A 17,768-nucleotide genomic window follows, 5' to 3' on the forward strand; every position below is an offset into this window, starting at 1 on the left:
TCCGCGTGACCAAGTTCCTACTTGCCAGATGTGAGAGGGTTCCTCTCGCGTGCGCGCTCTAAAGACGTGGAGCGAAACAACCGATGCCCCGCTCATCGCCATTGATCACGATGGTCCCCCGCCCGTTGAACACCTGGAAAACGGTTGAGCCAACTTCGTGACGCGGCGCGGTCGAAATGCCTGCGCGCAGACGATGAGATTCGCAGCGGATCGTTGACATCACGTCACCCCCGGTGGTCGGGTTGACGTAGCGGCTGTCGCCAGCAAGCCCGTGTCGTGCGGCAACGAGAAGTTCAGCCTGGATCGACGTCAGTTTCGGATCCAACTCTTGAGCTGCAGCGACAAGGTTCATGAATTGATCGACGTCAACGGCGTCGGGGATCATGCGGTTTTCCGCTGCTGAAACGAAACCATGATCGACTTTGAGGTCGGCGTGTCGCTGTCTGTGCCGGCACTTCCAAGCGGGACGAGCACGTTCAGTTCCGGATAGTAGCCGGCGATGCTGCCACGAGGGATGTCGTAGGGCACGAAGCGAAAATCCTCGGCGACACGCTCGATCCCATCATCGAATTCGCCAACCAGATCCGCCCGGTCACCCGCCTTCAGGTTCATCGCCTCCAGATCGGCGGGGTGAATGAAGATGACCCGTCGTTCGCCATAGACACCCCTGTAACGATCGTCGAGGCCGTAAACCGTCGTGTTGTACTGGTCGTGCGAGCGGAACGTCTGAAGCGCGAACCGCCCGCCTCCCTTTTTCGCCCGTTGGTGCACCGTCTCTTCAGGAAGCCTGTCACGGGAGAACGACGCTTTTTCATCGGGCGTATCCCATTCGCGGTGGGCTGCCGCATTGCGCAAATGGAACCCTCGTGGTTTGCGAAGCCGGTCGTTGTAGTTGTCAAAGCCAGGAATGGTCGCTTCGATATGGTCGCGAATGCGATCGTAGTTCTGAGCAAGGGCGGGCCAATCGACGACCGCATTCCCCACCGTTGCCTCAGCCATTCGCGCAACGATCGCGACCTCCGATAGCAGGTGCGGCGACGCCGGGCGGTTGATCCCGGCCGAGCCGTGAACCATGCTCATCGAGTCCTCAACGCTGATGAGCTGAGGCTCCCCTTCACCGTTGAGATCCATTTCGGTGCGGCCCAGGCACGGCAAGAGAAAGCAAATTTCGCCCGGCATCAGATGCGAGTGGTTCGGCTTGGTGGCGATGTGGACCGTCAACTTCAAGCGTCGGAGCGCCTGTTCGACCAGAGCGCTGTCCGGCGTGGCGCGCGCAAAATTCCCGCCGAGACCGATGAACGCCTTGGCCGAGCCGTCCAGCATGGCGCCGATGGCCGAGAGCACGTTGTGTCCGTGTGCACGAGGCGCTGCGAAGCCGAAATGCTTCTCAAGAGCATCAAGGAAGTCGTCAGATGGCTTTTCGTTGATACCGACCGTGCGGTCGCCTTGCACGTTGGAATGACCGCGAACCGGGCAGAGCCCGGCGCCGGGCTTCCCGACGTTGCCACGCAGGAACATGAAGTTCGCGATTTCGCGGATCGTCGCCACCGAATGGACGTGCTGTGTCACGCCCATTGCCCAGGTGCAGATGACGCGATCAGCATGCATGTAGACATGCGCCGCTTTCTCGATCTCTTCGCGGCTGAGCCCCGACTGATCCTCGATTTCGGCCCAGCTCGTCGCCTCCACGACCTTGCGGTACTCCTCGAAGCCAATGCAATGCTCGTTCAGAAACGCGTGATCGAGCACCGGCGGAAGACCGGCGGCAACCGCCGCGTCCTCGGCAGCCAGGATCGCCTTCGACATGCCGCGCACGGCTGCCATGTCACCGCCGAGCTGGGGCTGGAAATAATGGCTGGCAATCTCGGTCGAACCGCCCCGCAGCATTTCAATCTTGTCTTGCGGGTCAGAGAAACGTTCAAGCCCACGCTCGCGGATAGGATTGAAGACGACGATGCGCGCGCCGCGCATGGCTGCCCGTCGCAAATCACCAAGCATGCGGGGATGATTGGTGCCGGGGTTCTGGCCGATGACGAAGATTGCATCCGCCTCCTCGAAATCTTCGAGAAGCACCGTCCCCTTGCCCACGCCGATCGCTTGGCGGAGCGCGATGCCACTCGCCTCGTGGCACATGTTCGAGCAGTCGGGAAAGTTGTTCGTGCCGAAGACCCGCACAAAAAGCTGGTAGAGATAGGCAGCCTCGTTGCTGGCGCGGCCCGAGGTATAGAATTCGGCCTGGTTAGGGTCGTCGAGTTCCCGCAGGATATCCCCGATCTGCGCGAAAGCCTCTTCCCAGGCGACCGGAAGATAGCGGTCGCTCGCCGCGTCATAGCGCATCGGATGCGTCAGACGGCCGTTGAGCTCCAGTTCGTAGTCGGTCAACTCTCGCAGCTGCGAAAGCGTATGGGCGGCAAAAAAGGCCGGTGACGCTCTCTTTTCCGTTGCCTCCCACGCGACGGCCTTGACCCCATTCTCGCAGAACTCGAACGACGAACCATGCGCCGGATCGCCCCAGGCGCAGCCAGGGCAATCGAATCCGTCAGGCTGGTTTGCCTTCAGCAGGGTTCTCGCGCCGGAAACCGGCATGCCGCTTTGCAAGAGCCGCTTCCCGCAGCTTTTCAATGCGCCCCAGCCGCCTGCAGCTGCAGATTTCTTTCCAATGAAATTCGTTCTCATGCGCCCGTCTATGCCGGAGGCAGACAAGGCATCAAGGCCGCTGAACCAATGGATCGATAGAAAATATCTATCAAGCTGTCGAGGAGCCTCTGTTGGATGATGTCCAGGTTGCGATCAGCCTCATCGAGATTTCAAACCGGCCAGTTGGCAGTCTGATGGTTAATCCGCCCAAGCACGCGACGCGCGTCGTCTTCGATACGCGCGTCACTTTCAATTGATCAGTTCAAGACGGCGGCGACAGCAGACTTCCGATCAAAATCAAGAGGCAAATACCTGCAATTGCCTCCAAGTTGATTTTCGACGACACTATCCTTCAGGCGGGACCTGAAACAAATCGATGGGCACGCCTCTCGGTGCGATTACCGAGACTTCGGCAACAGTCTGGAAAACCTAGGTTCCTTCGCTCCCTCTAACAATGGAGGGCAACCGATGAAGCAGCAGCGATTTCTCCACGTTGTCGCGTGGACGCAGCAGAATGCCGATGACCCGATTTTTCTTTTCGGCGACCTGAGCGAGACAGAGCTCAAACGAAAATTTGTCACCCCTTACCGCACCGGAGGAAGGCTCCATCTCCAGCAGAGGATTCTCGACACCACGGAACTTACGGGGGTCAGGATAATCGAAACAGCCGAACCGAGAGCTGAGGTTCTCAAAGCCATGCAAGAGCGCAGTCTGAGGCAGATTGACGAGGTCAACCTCCATGCAAGCTGGGCGCCCCGAGTTTCGACAGGCTACGGTTGGGATGATGAGGACATTGTCTATGCCGATGACGACGTCACCAATCGATATGTCAGTGGCAAGCCCGGCTCCCCTGGCCTGCTGAGCCAAGCGACGCACAATCATTGGCTGAGGGTCGCCGGCGTCGGGCTTGTGTTCCTCGCGGCCGCCGCTTGGTTTGACATATGAGATCAGAGCGGCAATCGAGGCACCGAAAGCCTTCAAACGTTGCCGGTGCCATCGCGCTTTCGACCGCTCGCCGAACACAGTCGCAACTGAACCGGCGATACCGGACGCGCTCGGTAAATAGCGAGCGATGTGTTTTACCTCTTTGTGAGGAAAACACGCGACCATTCCATCGCGGCATGATGCCGGCTTGGGGGACATGATGGGCTATGACTGGAATGGCGCGCGCGGGCGCCGAATGAAGATTGCGCGATACGGAACGGCCGTCGCCCTTGCGGCCCTGCTGGTATCCGTCGCCGCTCAGGTCGTGAGCAGAACGATGTAGGATCGAAAAAGTCCCACATCGCCAAGAGAACGGTCCGGACATTTCCATCTGCGCGTCGAATCCCACAGACGCGCCATCGATTGATCTCAGGGGCTTCCATTCGACAGCAGCCGTGCGAGCCACAGGAGGTGGATTTGCTCATCGGTGACGCCGCGCAGGCGGCGCTTTCCACTGCTGTCCTGCCCGATGGAAACACCATTCGGCGAAGCTCGCAGGAAAACCCAATTGCCTGGCCTTTCGCAATGCAGCATATACTGGGGTTCGTTCTAGCGGCCCGATCCAGGAGACCCCATGCCCACTGCGCGAAGCGAAGTTTCCGAGCCTCAAACGGAGACGCGAAACTTCCTCGTTCTGCTGCTTGGATGCGTCGGTGTCGTCTATGGCGACATCGGAACCAGCCCGCTCTACGCGTTTCGCGAGGCACTGCGCCCCTTCTTGAGCGACGGTGCGCAGGCTGCCGAAGTGATTGGTCTCATTTCTCTCATGGTCTGGACGCTGACGATTATCGTGACGTTCAAATACGTGCTCTTTCTCCTGCGCGCCGACAATGACGGGGAAGGCGGCACCCTGTCGCTTCTGGCCCTCTTGATGAAGAAGACCGGCAGCTTCATGCCCGTGCTGTTTTTCGCGGGATTGATCGGGGCAGCACTGTTCATCGGTGATGCCATGATCACCCCTGCCCTTTCGGTCATGTCGGCTCTTGAAGGCATGAAGCTCGTCACGCCCGCCTTTTCGGACTATGTGCTCCCGCTTTCGGCGGCCGTCATGGTCTTGCTTTTCGCCGTCCAGTCGAAGGGTACGGAAGCGGTCGCCAAGTTCTTCGGGCCGATTACGGTCGTGTGGTTTCTCGCCATGGCGTGGGGCGGTCTCATCCATATTGGCGACGATTGGACGATCCTGCAGGCTTTGAACCCGATCAATGCCCTGTGGTTCATCACCCATGCAGGCTGGGCTGGCCTGGTCGTCCTCGGTGCGGTGTTCCTGACCGTCACAGGGGCTGAGGCACTTTATGCGGACCTCGGTCACTTCGGGCGAAAGCCGATCAGCACGGCCTGGTTTGCGCTTGTGTTCCCTGCGCTGGCACTAAACTACCTTGGCCAGGGCGCACTTGTCCTCAGTCACCCTGACGCCGTGCACAATCCCTTCTTCCTCCTCTATCCAGACTGGGCCCTGCTGCCGATTGTCATCCTCGCGACCATGGCGACAATCATCGCCAGCCAGGCCGTTATCACGGGGGCGTTCTCCTTGGCGCGGCAGGCGGTGCATTTGGGCTTCCTCCCTCGCCTGCTGATCAAGTTCACCTCCGAGACCAACACCGGCCAGATCTATGTGCCCGCCGTAAATGCGCTCCTGTTCGTTGGCGTCATCGCGCTGATTTTCTCGTTCGGCGACTCGGAATCTCTCGCCACCGCCTACGGAATTTCGGTGACGGGCGCGATGGTCGTGACGACGATAATGGCTTTCCAGTATCTCCGTTCCGTCTGGCGGTACTCCACGCTTGTCGCGGGGCTGCTGCTTGCGCCCCTGTTTGTCATCGAGAGCGTCTTCTTGCTCGCCAACCTGCTCAAGATCCATGACGGCGGCTGGGTGCCCGTGGCGCTTGCCCTGGCAATCATGGTCGTGATGTGGACTTGGACGCGCGGCTCCCAAATGCTGCGCGAAAAGACCGCGCGCAACGATATCCCGCTGGAGACGTTTATCCGGTCCGTCGAAAAGTCCAAGCATGCGCCCCAGACCGTGCGGGGGACGGCTGTCTTTCTAACGAGCGTGGGCGACAAGACGCCGGCCGTCCTCCTGCACAACATCAAGCACAATCACGTGCTCCACGAGCAGAACGTCATCCTGACCATCAGGACATCCGAGCACCCGTATGTCGCGGAGGAAGACCGCGTATCGCTGACGGAGCTTTCGGACCGATTTGCAAGGCTCGAACTGTGCTTCGGCTTCATGGACGAGCCGAACGTCTCGAAAGCGCTCTCGCTCTGCAAGAAGGCGGGCTTCAAGTTCGAGATCATGCAGACATCGTTCTATCTGGGGCGCAGGACCCTCATCAGTGATCCGAACTCCGGCCTGCCAGCCTGGCAGGACAAGCTATATATCGCGCTCGCGGGCCTCGGCATCGACCCGTCGTCCTACTTCAAACTGCCTGCCAACCGGGTTGTCGAAATCGGCGAGCAAGTCACGATCTAGTCTCCGGCAAGCGCCGCGGACACACCAAAGCAACCTTCGGAAAACAAGAATGGCAGTCGTCGCCTCCTATCTTTATCGTTCTGGCAAGCGCGCAGAGGAAGTACCGCTCACCGCCAAGCCGTTTGAGGCTTCGGGCAGCGATTTTGCCTGGATCGGCGTGACTGAACCGACCGCCGACGAGATGGCGGGCCTGCAGGCGATGTTTGCGCTTCATCCCCTGGCGGTAGAGGACGCGCTTAACGGCAACCAAGTGCCGAAGGTGGATATCTACGGCGACCAGCTATTCGTCATCGTCAAGACGGCCCACCTCGAGGGTGACAAGATCACCTATGGCGAAACCTGCATCTTCGTCGGGAAGCACCACCTGATTTCCGTTCGTCATGGTTCAGCCCGCTCGCACAAGGAACTGCGTCTGCAGCTCGAACAGTCCCCGCGGCTTCTTGAGCACGGTCCCGACTATGTCCTCCACGGCATCATCGATTTCGTTGTCGACGGCTACCTGCCGGTGGTGGAAACGCTCGAGGACAAGGTTCTGGAGCTCGAGAAACACGTCCTCGTGTCGTTCCTGCAGCCGGAGCAGATCAGGCGCATCTTCCGCATGCGCCGTCACGTGATCCGCTTCCAGCGCGTGCTCGGGCCGATGGGGGAAGTGGCGGGAAAGCTCACCCACCTCGAACTCCCCTGTATCGACGACAATGCCAAACCGTTTTTCAAGGACGTTTACGACCATGTGAGGCGTGTGGAAGGATTGGTCGGCGGGCTACGCGAGATAATGACATCCGTGTTCGAGGCCTCCAACCTGTTGGAGCAGCAGCGCCAGGGCACCATCACACGCCAGCTTGCGGCCTGGGCGGCGATCCTGGCCGTGCCGACCGCCATCGCCGGCATCTACGGGATGAATTTTGAAAACATGCCGGAGCTGGCGACCCGTTACGGCTACTTCGCCGTCCTCGCTGTCATTGCAACGCTTTGCGCCATTCTCTACTGGCGTTTCAAGAAATCTGGCTGGCTTTAAGGCCCTCGTCGCCCAATGCAGCGGGCGTTGTCCATCACGGTTTGCCTTTTGATTGTTGGGCCTCAATCGCCAGCGCCAGTATGTGCCGAACGACGTCGATGACCGTCTCTGGCGTTTCGGGGCGACGGTCCGGTTCGAATGCCAGACCGATCACCGCGCGCTGACCGGACGCCGTTTCCACGGGCCAAAATTCAAGGCGAGAATCCACTTCGGAATACACCTCGGCAAGCTGGTGGCTTCCCGTCGCCACCGAGGATCGTGCCGCGTCGAGTTCCGCATCTTTTAGGGCAATGTCTCCGGTAGTCTCACAGAAAGCCACCTTGCCCCCGGTAACGACCATGGCGACCGCGGGAACCTCAAAAAGTACGGCAAGCGCCTTGGACGTTATTTCGATCATCGATTTCGTATCGCGCGCTTTTACAACTTCGCGGCCGTAGCCTTTAAGCACCAATATCTGACGCCGCAATTTGGCCGCATCGCTTGCTCGATGGCGGGAGGTATGGGCAACGCCGCTGACGATGATCCCGATGACGAACAGGAGCGCGATCGCCCAAATGTTCGCGGGGTCGTCAACCATCAGCGTGTAGCGAGGCTCGGTCAGGAAGAAATTGTAGGCAAGAGCGCCTAGTACGGCCGAGCAAAGTGCGGGCCCTAAACCGAAGCCGACACCTGCAATGACCACTGGCACCACAAACACGAGCGAGAGGTTCGGGATCGAGATCCCATTGTCGACGCCGATCGCGACAACGGTCGCGATGCCGGTCATCACAATCGAAGCGAAACAACCAACTGCGACTGGCGGTACCGTCGGTACCGATACCAGGAGCGCATCGGGATCGAGGACAGGTGGCCCCTCCCGGAACATCTTCGACTTGACGCTAGCCATAGCTTCAACTCCTGCCACGCACGTGTGCCGTTCGACGCGAAAACACCTTGACGAGAGCGCGCATCCGGCACGGTCGTTCGCGGCCGAAAGCAGCCCTTTGATTATACGCCCGCTACATCGACAAGTAATCGGCCGGAAACGGAATGGTTCACGCGTTGACCGCGCTCCAAGTCGCGCAAGCGATATCCTTCGACACTACCGGACGAACTGCCTGACGATGGTGACGATCACACAAGTAACAACCGTCGCGACAACGACCGGAATCAGTCCGCGGCACTCTCTTGCCAACCCCTCGACCGTGGCGATTGCGAGAGCTTCTTTCCGAGCCCGTGGATCCGAATGCGTTCTTTCCATGCCCTACCCGGCTGCCTGCATTATCGGGCAAGCCGTCTCTCTTAATGATCAATGCCTGCCGGTCGGCAGCAAGTAATCAGCCACTCATGATGGCCGCCCCTGTGGCGCGGCCAGCGTCGGATATGGCTAACGTCAACGTGCCGGACAGCGGCAACCATGTAGTGATTTTGCCGTGGGTCGCCGCCGCTGCTTCATGCGACGATGCGAAACGCGGTGGCGTTCGTATCGCGGTCCTCCATCAGAGGTTCAAGTGCGCCGCGAATCTCGGCTGCTGTCTCAGGCGTAATGGCCGACAATGGCAAGCGGACCTCCGGGCTCGTGCCACGAAGGAAATGCAGAGCGTATCTGACCGGTCCCGAGTTTGTTTCGCGCTCAAGCGCCGAAATCAACGGCTGCAAGCGCTGCTGGATGGCGATCGCTTCTTGCACGTCTCGGCAGGCTATCGCCCTATGCATCGAAACCATCAGGCGGGGCACAACGTTGGCAGCGACCGAAATTGTGCCGTTGCCACCACATAGGTTGAAAGCAAGCGCCGTGGTATCATGTCCGGAAAGCAGGAACAGTCGAGCCTTGACGTCAGGCGTGGTCGAAAGATGCCGGCCGATATCGCCTGTGGCATCCTTGATCCCGACGATGTTCGGAAGCTGCGAAAGCCGTTCAAGTGTGCGCGGTGCAAGATCGACGCCGGTTCGCGATGGCACATTGTAGACGATGACAGGCAGATCAACGGCGCGCGTAATTGCCTCGTAGTGGCGATAAAGCCCCTCTTGTGACGGCTTGTTGTAGTAGGGGGTGACTATGAGCGCCGCATCCGCGCCGAGCGATTTCGCCTCGGCGGTCAGCTCAATGGTCGCTTCGGTGCTATTTGTACCCGTGCTGACGAGGACGGGAATTTTGTTGTTGGCGACATCGACGCAGCGGAAAATCACTAAGCCTCGCTCGGCGCGAGACAGAGTTGCAGCCTCCCCAGTCGTTCCGCAAGCAACGACACCCGAAACACCCAGACGGATTTGCCATTCGAGATGCGAAACCAAAGCATCAGTATCGATCTCTCCATCCTTGAATGGCGTAATGAGAGCGGTAATGGTCCCCTCGAGGCGAAGGTAGGAAACGGACATGGGTGACATCCTCTAACTTGGATGTCCAAAGATAGTCTCCTATCGGATCTGGAATCGATTCCGGCTGTCGGGGGTAAGCGTAAGGTTCCCGTAAAGATTCCCGGCTCGCGAGCGACGGCGAAGGCAATGCGTTGGAACAGCCTTCGCGAGACCCTCGACGGCCATCAGGTTCGCATCCTTTCTTTGCGCAGCGGCCTTGGCGGCAGTCGGATCTGTAGGTTGCGCTGCCAATCAGCCCGTAGGCTTCGAGCATCTCCTAGAAATCGCGGCGCAATTTGTGGCACTGCACGAGCCAGTCGCCCAGCCAACGCATCTCAGTTTGCATCATCGGGCCAGCCACCCGCCATCAACCGGGATCACCGCGCCATGCATGTAGCGTGATGCCGACGCCAGCAGAAAAACTGCGGCATCGCCGATATCGTCGGGCGTGCCCCACCGGCCGGCTGGGATGCGCTCAAGGATCGCAGCGTGGCGATCGATATCTGCGCGCAGCGCCTCGGTGTTGTTGGAGACGATGTAACCGGGGGCGATGGCGTTGACGTTAATGCCCTGACTTGCCCATTCGTTGGCAAGGACGCGGGTGATGCCGAGCACCCCGTGCTTTGACGCCGTGTAAGAAGCGACACGAATGCCGCCCTGAAAAGACAGGAGCGACGCGATGTTGACGATGCAACGGCAAGCTCGTCAGCGCCTTCTTCGACATCGCCCGCGGTCTTGCCAAGGCCGCGGGATGAGCGTTCGGTCTCGTCCGCCTATCCGATCGATTTCCCGCCGGAAGCCTGAACGACGGTGACGGCGATCATGTGAAAGACGTCGTCGGCAGTGCAGCCACGCGAAAGGTCGTTGGCCGGTTTGGCAAGCCCCTGCAGGATGGGGCCGATGGCCGTGGCGCCGCCGATCCGCTGGGCGATCTTGTAACCGATGTTGGCCGCGTCGAGGTTCGGGAAGACGAAGACATTGGCTTCTCCGTGAAGCGCCGAATTGGGCGCCTTGGCAGCACTGACGGCTTCGACGAAGGCACTGTCGAACTGCAACTCGCCGTCAATGACCAGACCGGGAGCTGCGGCATGCGCAAGCCTTGTCGCCTCCACCACCTTGGAAACCCGATCATGCGCCGCGCTGCCTGCGGTCGAAAACGAGAGCATCGCCACCTTCGCCGGCTTTCCTGCAAGCGCCTCGAAGGAGCCCGCCGATGTGACCGCAATATCGGCAAGGCCCTGAGCATCGGGGTCCACCACCAGTCCGCAATCGGCAAAGACGAAGGCGCCTTTCTTGGCGTGGTGCGGTGCGCAGAGCATCATCAGAAAGAAGCTCGACACCAACCCGACGCCAGGCGCGCGGCCGATGGTCTGGAGCGCGGCACGCACCGTGTCGGCGGTGGTCGCGACCGCCCCGCCGACCGTGCCGTCGGCCAGGTCTTCGCGCACCATCATCGCGGCAAAGACGAGCGGCGATCGCACGGTTTCGGCTGCTGCCGCCTCGTCGATACCCTTGCTTCGGCGCAACTGATGGTAGGCCGCAGCAAGGCGCGGGGTCAGGGGCGACGATGCCGGATCCTCGATACAAATTTCGTCTGATCGCGCGCCAGCGTCTGCCAGCCGTTCCTCAACGACATTGCGATTGCCGACAAGCGTGATTTCGGCAAGGCCGGCTTGCACCGCCCGCAAGGCACCTTCGACGATGCGCGGGTCCTCGCCCTCGGCGAGAACGATATGACGGGGTGCGGATTTCGCGGCTTCGAGGATGCGATCGAGCGGTTTCATCAGGCGTGCCCCAGATAGTGAATGCCAACGAGGATAAAGAGGGCGATGAAGACGGTTTCGGCGACGATGAGCGCCACGGCGTCGCCGCCGACGTCGAGAACGCGGCGAAGCGAGGTCCGCATGCCGACGGCGACGATGCCGGCAAGCAGCGCCCAGCGGGAGGTTTCCATGCCGGCCTTGGCCACCAGTTCCGGCACGAAGCCGAAAGAGTTGAGTGCCGCAAAGATCAGGAAGGCGACGACAAAGCCGGGCAGCAGCGGCGGGCGCTTGTCGGTCTCGCCCTCGGGCTGCGGCACCTTGCGCAGCGACAGCGAGAAGATGAGCACGACCGGCGCCAGCATGGTGACCCGGATCAGCTTGACGAGCGTCGCGGTCTCCCCCGCTTCCGGTGAGACCGAAAAACCGGCGCCGACGACCTGGGCGACATCATGGATGGTGCCGCCGAAGAAGATGCCGGTCGCGCGCGCATCGAGCCCCATCATCTCAGCGATGATCGGATAGCCGATCATCGCAAGGGTCGAGAGCACCGTGACCGAAAGCACGGTGAAGATCAGGTTGCGCTCGGAAAACTCGTTCTTCGGCAGCACCGCAGCGATCGCCATTGCCGCCGACGCACCACAAATCGCGACGGAACCGCTGGTGATCAGCGCCAGCCGCCAGCCACGGCCGAGCAGTTTCGCCGCGAGCAGACCGAAGCCGATCGTGGCAGCGATTGCAGAAATGAGAAGAAGGATGGTGCCGGCGCCGAGCCCGATCAGGAGGTCAACGCTGATGCGCATGCCGAGCAGTGCCACGCCGATCCGCAGCACCTTCTTGGCGCAGAAATCGATGCCGGCGACGCAGCGCCCTTCCTCGGACAGAAAGTGAAAGGCGATGCCGAGAAGAAGCGCCATCAGCATGGCCGGCGCGCCGTAATGGTCGGACAGGAACTGCGCGGCGACAGCAACCGCTGCGGTGACGGCGAAGCCCGGCCAATAGGCCGTAAAGCCGGAAGGCACGCTGCGGAAACGTTCGTGGACAGAGGCGGTGAAGGTCATGGGGTCATTCCGGTCGCTCGCGGGACGCTTTGCCCGCCCGGTTTTCCGGGCGGGCATCTGGCAATCGGGCAGGCTCAGGCCCGCTTTTGCGGACGCATGTCGGCGCGGTCGATGCCGGCAACCGGCACCGGCTTCTTCATCGCATCACGGCGGAAGGGCTCGCCGAGCTCCTGATTGAGGATGACTTCGATGAAGGTGGTCACGCCCTTCTTCTGATCGGCGATCGCCGTCGAAAGCGCCTCGGTGAGCGCCGTGGTGGTATCGACGGCAACGCCCTTCAGGCCGCAGCCTTCCGCCACCTTCGCGTAGGAGAGGTTGGGATTGAGTTCGGTGCCGACGAAGTTGTTGGCGTACCAGAGGGTCGTGTTGCGCTTTTCCGCACCCCACTGGTAGTTGCGGAAGATCACCATGGTGATCGCAGGCCAGCCCTCGCGGCCGATCGAGCCCATTTCGTTCATGGAGATGCCGAAGGCGCCATCGCCGGCAAAGCCGACCACCGGCACGTCAGGGCAACCGATCTTCGCGCCGACAATCGACGGGAAGCCATAGCCGCAGGGACCGAACATGCCCGGTGCCAGATACTTTCGGCCGGCCTCGAAGGTCGGGTACGCATTGCCGATCGCGCAATTGTTACCGATGTCGGTCGAGATGATCGCCTCCTTCGGCAGCGCTGCCTGGATTGCTCGCCAGGCCTGGCGCGGCGACATGCGGCCCGGCTCACGCGAACGGGCGCTCTCGTTCCATTCGGTGCCCGGATCGTCGTCCTCGTGGTCCATCGAGGAGAGCTGCTGCTGCCAGGCCGAACGGGTCTGGTGGATCGTCGCCTTGCGCTCCTCGCGGCCGGCATCACCCGCCGACGGCGAGAGCAACTCGAGGATCTGGCGGGCAACCTGTCTGGCATCGCCGCAGATGCCGACCGAGACCTTCTTGGTAAGACCGATCCGGTCGGCATTGATATCGACCTGGATGATCGCGGCGTTCTTCGGCCAATAGTCGATGCCGTAGCCGGGAAGCGTCGAGAACGGATTGAGCCTTGTGCCGAGCGCCAGCACGACATCCGCCTTGGAGATCAGCTCCATCGCCGCCTTCGAGCCATTGTAGCCGAGTGGGCCGACCGACAGGCGGTGGCTGCCGGGGAAAGCGTCATTGTGCTGGTAGCCGCAGCAGACCGGCGCATCGAGGCGTTCGGCAAGCTTCATGGAGTCCGAAATTGCATTGCCGATGACGACGCCGGCGCCATTGAGGATGACCGGGAACTTCGCCTCCGACAGCAGCTTGGCAGCCTCCGCGATCGCCTGCGGACCACCGGCCGGACGTTCGAAGCGGACGATTGCCGGCAGGTCGACATCGATCACCTGGGTCCAGTAGTCGCGCGGGATGTTGATCTGCGCCGGTGCGCAGCCACGCCAGGCCTTTTCGATGACGCGGTTCAGCACCTCCGGGATACGCGAGGGATCGCGCACCTCTTCCTGGTAGCAGACCATTTCCTCGAACATCGCCATCTGGTCGACTTCCTGGAAGCCGCCCTGGCCGATCGTCTTGTTGGCCGCCTGCGGCGTCACCATCAAAAGCGGCGTGTGGTTCCAGTAGGCGGTCTTGATCGCGGTGATGAAGCCGGTGACGCCCGGACCGTTCTGGCCGATCGCGACCGACATCGTACCTGTGGCGCGGCTGAAGCCGTCGGCCATCATGCCGGCATTGGTCTCATGGGCGCAGTCCCAGAACTTGATCCCGGCCTTCGGGAAGAGGTCCGACACCGGCATCATCGCAGAACCGATGATGCCGAAGGCATGTTCGAGGCCATGCATCTGCAGAACTTTGACGAAGGCTTCCTCGGTGGTCATTTTCATGGGGTGGTTCCTTTCCTGGCAGTGATTTCAGAGAGTTAGAGGATCTCGTCGCGGAGGTAGTACCAGCGGTACATTCCCCATTGCCCAAGCCTTCGGAACGGCGTCAGCAGCCCGTGGCCCGGCAGGGACGAGGTGAAAATCGGAAGATCGAGGCCGCCACCCTGGCCGGCGACCATCTGGGCCATGCGCCGGCCCGCCTGGGCGGAATACATGACGCCGTTGCCGCCATAACCCATGGCGTAGAACAGCCGCTGGCTCGGATCCGGCTGGAAGATGCGCGGCATCATGTCGTGGCTGACATCCACCCACCCCCACCAGGAGTAGTCGATGTCGATGCCGCGAAGGGCCGGGAACTTGCGGTAGAGGCCGGCAAGCAGCAGTTCGAGGTGCTTCGGGTTGCTCGCATCGCGCCCGGTAATCGCGCTGCGGCTGCCGATCTGCACCCGACCATCCGGCAGCATGCGGTAGTAATGGCGCAGCGTGCGGGTGTCGGTGAGCGGGATGCGCGCCTTGAAGTTCAGCGCCTGCCGTTCGCTTGCCGTCAGCGGCCGGGTGACGATCGAGTTCGACAGGATCGGCATCAGCCTGTGGCGGGTGAGCGTGTTCATGCCGGGAGACGTATAGCCGGCGGTGGCGATGCAGACGGCGCGCGCCCTGACCGTTCCACCGGGCGTCGTGAGGTAGTGCACGCCGCCGTTCGCGATGCACTCAAGCACCGGGCTTGAGGTGTGCACCTTGGCGCCCAGCCTGCGCGCAAGCTTCAGGTAGCCGAAAGCAAGTTTGGCCGCATGGATACCCATGCCATCGGGCTCGTACATCGCCCCGCGCGCTTCTTCGTCACGGACGAAATCGCGGTGGATCTCGTCGCGGGAAACCATGCGGGCGCGATAGCCGAAGGTGTCGTTGAGGACGCGCACCTCGCTTTCGAGCGTCGGCAGCATCTTGTCGCGGTGGGCGATATAGAGATGGCCGCCGTCCTGGGGGTCGCAGTCGATTTCGGGCTCGCGGATGAGCGAACGGAAGAGGTCGAAGCCCTCGGAAATCTCGGCGTGCATCTTGCGGGCGATGTCGACGCCCCAGCGGGCGATCCATTGCGAGCGCTTCAGCCGGCCGGCGCAAATCTGCGCCTGCCCGCCATTGCGGGTGCTGCAGCCCCAGGCGACGCCATTGGCTTCAAGCACCGTCGCCTTGATGCCGTGCTCGCGCGCCAGGTGGATGGCGCAGGAGAGACCGGTGTACCCCGAGCCGATGATGGCGACGTCGACATCGATGTCGCGTGTGACCGGGCCGTCATCCTCCGGTTCCGGCCCGGCCGTGCCGATCCAGTAGGTCGGCGCATAGTCCTTGCCCGTGCCGGGGCTGCGGGCATGGTTGGGGTCGTAGGCCGGATCGAACGGCTCTCTTGCGGGCTTCAGGGGAATGGCGCGCAGTTGCATGGCTTTCGCTCCAGCCGTCAGTAGCGGGGTTGCAGGACCGGGCGGTTCTTGCGGAACGCCTGCTTGCGCACGATCTTGCCGTTGCGGAATGTGAAGAGGTCGCAGCCCTCGGCCTCGATGCGGCTGCCGTCGGCGGCCGTGCCGGAGAATGTCCATTCGGACACGCCGCGATCGCCCTCGACGAAGTGGCTGTGGTTGCCCCACTCGGCATCCGGCATCGATGTCCAGACGCCGCTGAAGGCATCGGCTATCGCGTCTGTGCCTGTGAAGCGGTTGCCGTAGACCTCCGGGCCGCCGACCGCGTTGAACACGCAGTCCTCGGCGAAGAAGTGCATGACCCCATCGATGTCGTGCCGGTTGAAGGCATCGAACAAGGTTTTGAGATCGGTTGCAGAGAGTGTCATCGTCCTGTCCTTTGGCGTGGTCGCAGGGCATGGCTTCGCCGGAGACGGGAGAGCCCGTCTTCAAAGGCCGCCAGGCCGAGTAGAGATGAAGTGTCGAAACGGTCGCTTAGGTTAGAGGCGGCCTTTCCAGGGGATCAGCACCTTTTCGAGGTAGCGGATCAAAAGATCGAAGGCGAAAGCGAAGATGCCGATGATGAAGATGCCCATGATCACCGTGTCGCTTTCGAGGTTTTCCGCGGCATTCAGAACCATGAAGCCGAGGCCCCGGTTCGCGGCAACCATTTCGGCTGCCACCAGCGTGGTCCAGCCGACGCCGATACCGATCCGCATGCCGGTGAAAATCTCCGGCAAGGCCGCCTTCATGATCACCTGGCTGATGACCTGTCCGCGGGTTGCACCCATCGCATAGGCCGCATGGATCTGCTCGGTGGAGACCGAACGCACGCCTGCCCTTGCGGCAATCGCCATCGGCGCGAAGATCGCGAGATAGATCAGGAACACCTTCGGGAACTCGCCGATGCCGAGCCAGATGATGACCAGCGGCAGATAGGCAAGCGGCGGCAGCGGCCGGTAGAATTCGATGATCGGGTCAAACAGTCCGCGCACGACGCGGTTGACGCCCATCAGGATACCGATCGGCACCGCGGTTACCAGCGCCAGCAGGAATGCGCCGAAGACGCGGCCGATACTGGCAAGCGTATGCTCGATCAGCGTCGAATTCGAAACACCGTCGGTCAGTGCAAGAATGAACTTGTCCCAGACCGAAAGCGGCGACGGCAGGAAGAGCGGCTTGACCCAGCCGGACTCGGTCACCAGGAACCAGAGAGCGACGATCACGACGGTCGTCGAAAAGCTGATGAGGCCACTGCTGCCGTCACCGGGCGCGCCAAAGATCTTGCCGGCCTTTACGGGCTTGGCCCGCGTCACTCTGTCAAGCATGGGCCACCTCCGGGTTGCCGGACGCACGTTCGTCGCCATAGATGATGCCGAGCACTTCTTCGCGCATGCGGATGAATTCCGGGCTGGATTTGATCGCCCGCGCATTGCCCTCGGCGAGGAAACGCTTGTTGAAGTTGAGCTCGTAGGTGTGGGTGATGCGCCCCGGACGCGGTGACATGACGATCAGCCGCGAGCCGAGGAACAGCGCTTCCTCGACGCTGTGGGTGATAAAGAAGAACATCTTGTTGGTGAGCTGCCAGACCTTGAGAAGCAGCTCCTGGATCGTCTCGCGCGTCAGCGCGTCGAGGGCCGCCATCGGCTCGTCCATCAACAGCATGGCCGGGTCGCAGGTGAGCGCCCGCGCAATGCCGACGCGCTGCTGCATGCCGCCCGAGAGGTGATAGATCATATGGTGGTGGAAATCCTGCAGGCCGACCAGCGCCAGGTTCTTGGTGGCAAGCTCCCGCCGGGTCGCCTTGTCGACACCGCGCAGCTTGAGGCCGAACTCGGTGTTCTCGATGACGTTCAGCCACGGCAAAAGGGCATGCTTCTGGAAGACCACGCCGCGCTCCGCACCCGGTCCGTTGACCTGGTGGTTGCCTAGCGTGATGTCACCCTCCGAGGGGGCCATGAAGCCCGCCATCAGGTTGAGCAAGGTCGTCTTGCCGCAGCCCGAAGCTCCAAGGGCGACGACGAAGTCGCCGCTGTTGATGGTCAGATTGACGCCTTTCAAGGCGATGATCGCCTGATCCGAGTACAGGCCCGGGTAGGTCAGACTGATGTTCCTGACGCTCAATGTTTCCATGAGAAATGCCTCCCTGCACCTCGGTCACGGTCTATGATGATGCGCCGGCCGCTCCTCAACGGCCGAC

The 17,768-nt window shown here is 61.5% G+C and carries 15 protein-coding genes and 1 pseudogene; 4 read left to right on the forward strand and 12 right to left on the reverse strand.

Going from position 1 to position 17,768, the window contains the following annotated elements; all coding sequences use genetic code 11:
• Nucleotides 1–58 precede the first annotated feature (58 nt).
• On the reverse strand, nucleotides 59–385 hold the full coding sequence (locus MKZ91_RS12620; protein WP_336171209.1) for a hypothetical protein: 327 nt from the start codon (nucleotides 383–385) through the stop codon (nucleotides 59–61).
• Entirely contained in the window at nucleotides 382–2,676 is a 2,295-nt protein-coding gene (locus tag MKZ91_RS12625; protein WP_336171210.1) for an FdhF/YdeP family oxidoreductase, read from the reverse strand. The genes MKZ91_RS12620 and MKZ91_RS12625 overlap by 4 nt, the downstream gene beginning before the upstream one ends.
• 92 nt (nucleotides 2,677–2,768) lie before the next feature.
• On the opposite strand from MKZ91_RS12625, the gene MKZ91_RS12630 reads away from it, so the two are divergent.
• From MKZ91_RS12630 to MKZ91_RS12645, 4 genes are all read left to right on the forward strand, one after another.
• A complete protein-coding gene (locus MKZ91_RS12630) occupies nucleotides 2,769–2,894 on the forward strand; it encodes a hypothetical protein (RefSeq protein WP_336171211.1) in 126 nt (41 codons plus the stop codon).
• A 211-nt stretch (nucleotides 2,895–3,105) separates the two neighbouring features.
• Nucleotides 3,106–3,582 (forward strand): hypothetical protein, encoded by a 477-nt coding sequence (locus MKZ91_RS12635; RefSeq protein WP_336171212.1) that lies wholly within the window; start codon nucleotides 3,106–3,108, stop codon nucleotides 3,580–3,582.
• Between the two features lie 613 nt (nucleotides 3,583–4,195).
• Complete coding sequence (locus tag MKZ91_RS12640; protein ID WP_336171213.1) at nucleotides 4,196–6,094, forward strand: potassium transporter Kup; 1,899 nt, start codon at nucleotides 4,196–4,198, stop codon at nucleotides 6,092–6,094.
• A 49-nt stretch (nucleotides 6,095–6,143) separates the two neighbouring features.
• Nucleotides 6,144–7,109, forward strand: coding sequence for a magnesium and cobalt transport protein CorA (locus tag MKZ91_RS12645; RefSeq protein WP_336171214.1), 966 nt, complete (start codon nucleotides 6,144–6,146; stop codon nucleotides 7,107–7,109).
• A 34-nt stretch (nucleotides 7,110–7,143) separates the two neighbouring features.
• Here MKZ91_RS12645 and MKZ91_RS12650 read toward each other — a convergent pair whose 3' ends face one another.
• The 10 genes and pseudogenes from MKZ91_RS12650 to MKZ91_RS12695 all read right to left on the reverse strand — a co-directional run bounded on the left by MKZ91_RS12650 (nucleotide 7,144) and on the right by MKZ91_RS12695 (nucleotide 17,701).
• Entirely contained in the window at nucleotides 7,144–7,995 is an 852-nt protein-coding gene (locus MKZ91_RS12650; RefSeq protein ID WP_336171215.1) for a DUF4118 domain-containing protein, read from the reverse strand.
• A gap of 545 nt (nucleotides 7,996–8,540) precedes the next feature.
• Nucleotides 8,541–9,467, reverse strand: coding sequence for a 4-hydroxy-tetrahydrodipicolinate synthase (gene dapA, locus MKZ91_RS12655; RefSeq protein WP_336171216.1), 927 nt, complete (start codon nucleotides 9,465–9,467; stop codon nucleotides 8,541–8,543).
• Nucleotides 9,468–9,791: 324 nt separating this feature from the next.
• Nucleotides 9,792–10,136 (reverse strand): annotated as a pseudogene (locus MKZ91_RS12660) (SDR family oxidoreductase); the annotation flags it as partial.
• Nucleotides 10,137–10,219: 83 nt separating this feature from the next.
• Nucleotides 10,220–11,230, reverse strand: a complete 1,011-nt coding sequence (pta, locus tag MKZ91_RS12665) for a phosphate acetyltransferase (protein WP_336171217.1) — start codon at nucleotides 11,228–11,230, stop codon at nucleotides 10,220–10,222.
• Complete coding sequence (locus MKZ91_RS12670; protein ID WP_336171218.1) at nucleotides 11,230–12,267, reverse strand: YeiH family protein; 1,038 nt, start codon at nucleotides 12,265–12,267, stop codon at nucleotides 11,230–11,232. The genes pta and MKZ91_RS12670 overlap by 1 nt, the downstream gene beginning before the upstream one ends.
• Before the next feature lie 74 nt (nucleotides 12,268–12,341).
• Nucleotides 12,342–14,117 carry a sulfoacetaldehyde acetyltransferase gene (gene xsc / locus MKZ91_RS12675; protein WP_336171219.1) on the reverse strand — a complete coding sequence of 592 codons (1,776 nt, stop codon included), beginning with the start codon at nucleotides 14,115–14,117 and terminating at the stop codon, nucleotides 12,342–12,344.
• Between the two features lie 35 nt (nucleotides 14,118–14,152).
• On the reverse strand, nucleotides 14,153–15,553 hold the full coding sequence (locus MKZ91_RS12680) for an NAD(P)/FAD-dependent oxidoreductase (RefSeq protein WP_336171220.1): 1,401 nt from the start codon (nucleotides 15,551–15,553) through the stop codon (nucleotides 14,153–14,155).
• A 17-nt stretch (nucleotides 15,554–15,570) separates the two neighbouring features.
• A complete protein-coding gene (locus MKZ91_RS12685) occupies nucleotides 15,571–15,957 on the reverse strand; it encodes a nuclear transport factor 2 family protein (RefSeq protein ID WP_336171221.1) in 387 nt (128 codons plus the stop codon).
• Nucleotides 15,958–16,068: 111 nt separating this feature from the next.
• Nucleotides 16,069–16,896 (reverse strand): ABC transporter permease subunit, encoded by an 828-nt coding sequence (locus tag MKZ91_RS12690; protein WP_336171222.1) that lies wholly within the window; start codon nucleotides 16,894–16,896, stop codon nucleotides 16,069–16,071.
• Entirely contained in the window at nucleotides 16,889–17,701 is an 813-nt protein-coding gene (locus MKZ91_RS12695; RefSeq protein WP_336171223.1) for a taurine ABC transporter ATP-binding protein, read from the reverse strand. Before MKZ91_RS12695 ends, MKZ91_RS12690 begins: the two co-directional genes overlap by 8 nt.
• Nucleotides 17,702–17,768 lie beyond the last annotated feature (67 nt).

This window comes from Ensifer sp. MJa1 (assembly GCF_037026475.1).
In the GTDB taxonomy this organism is placed as follows: domain Bacteria; phylum Pseudomonadota; class Alphaproteobacteria; order Rhizobiales; family Rhizobiaceae; genus Ensifer.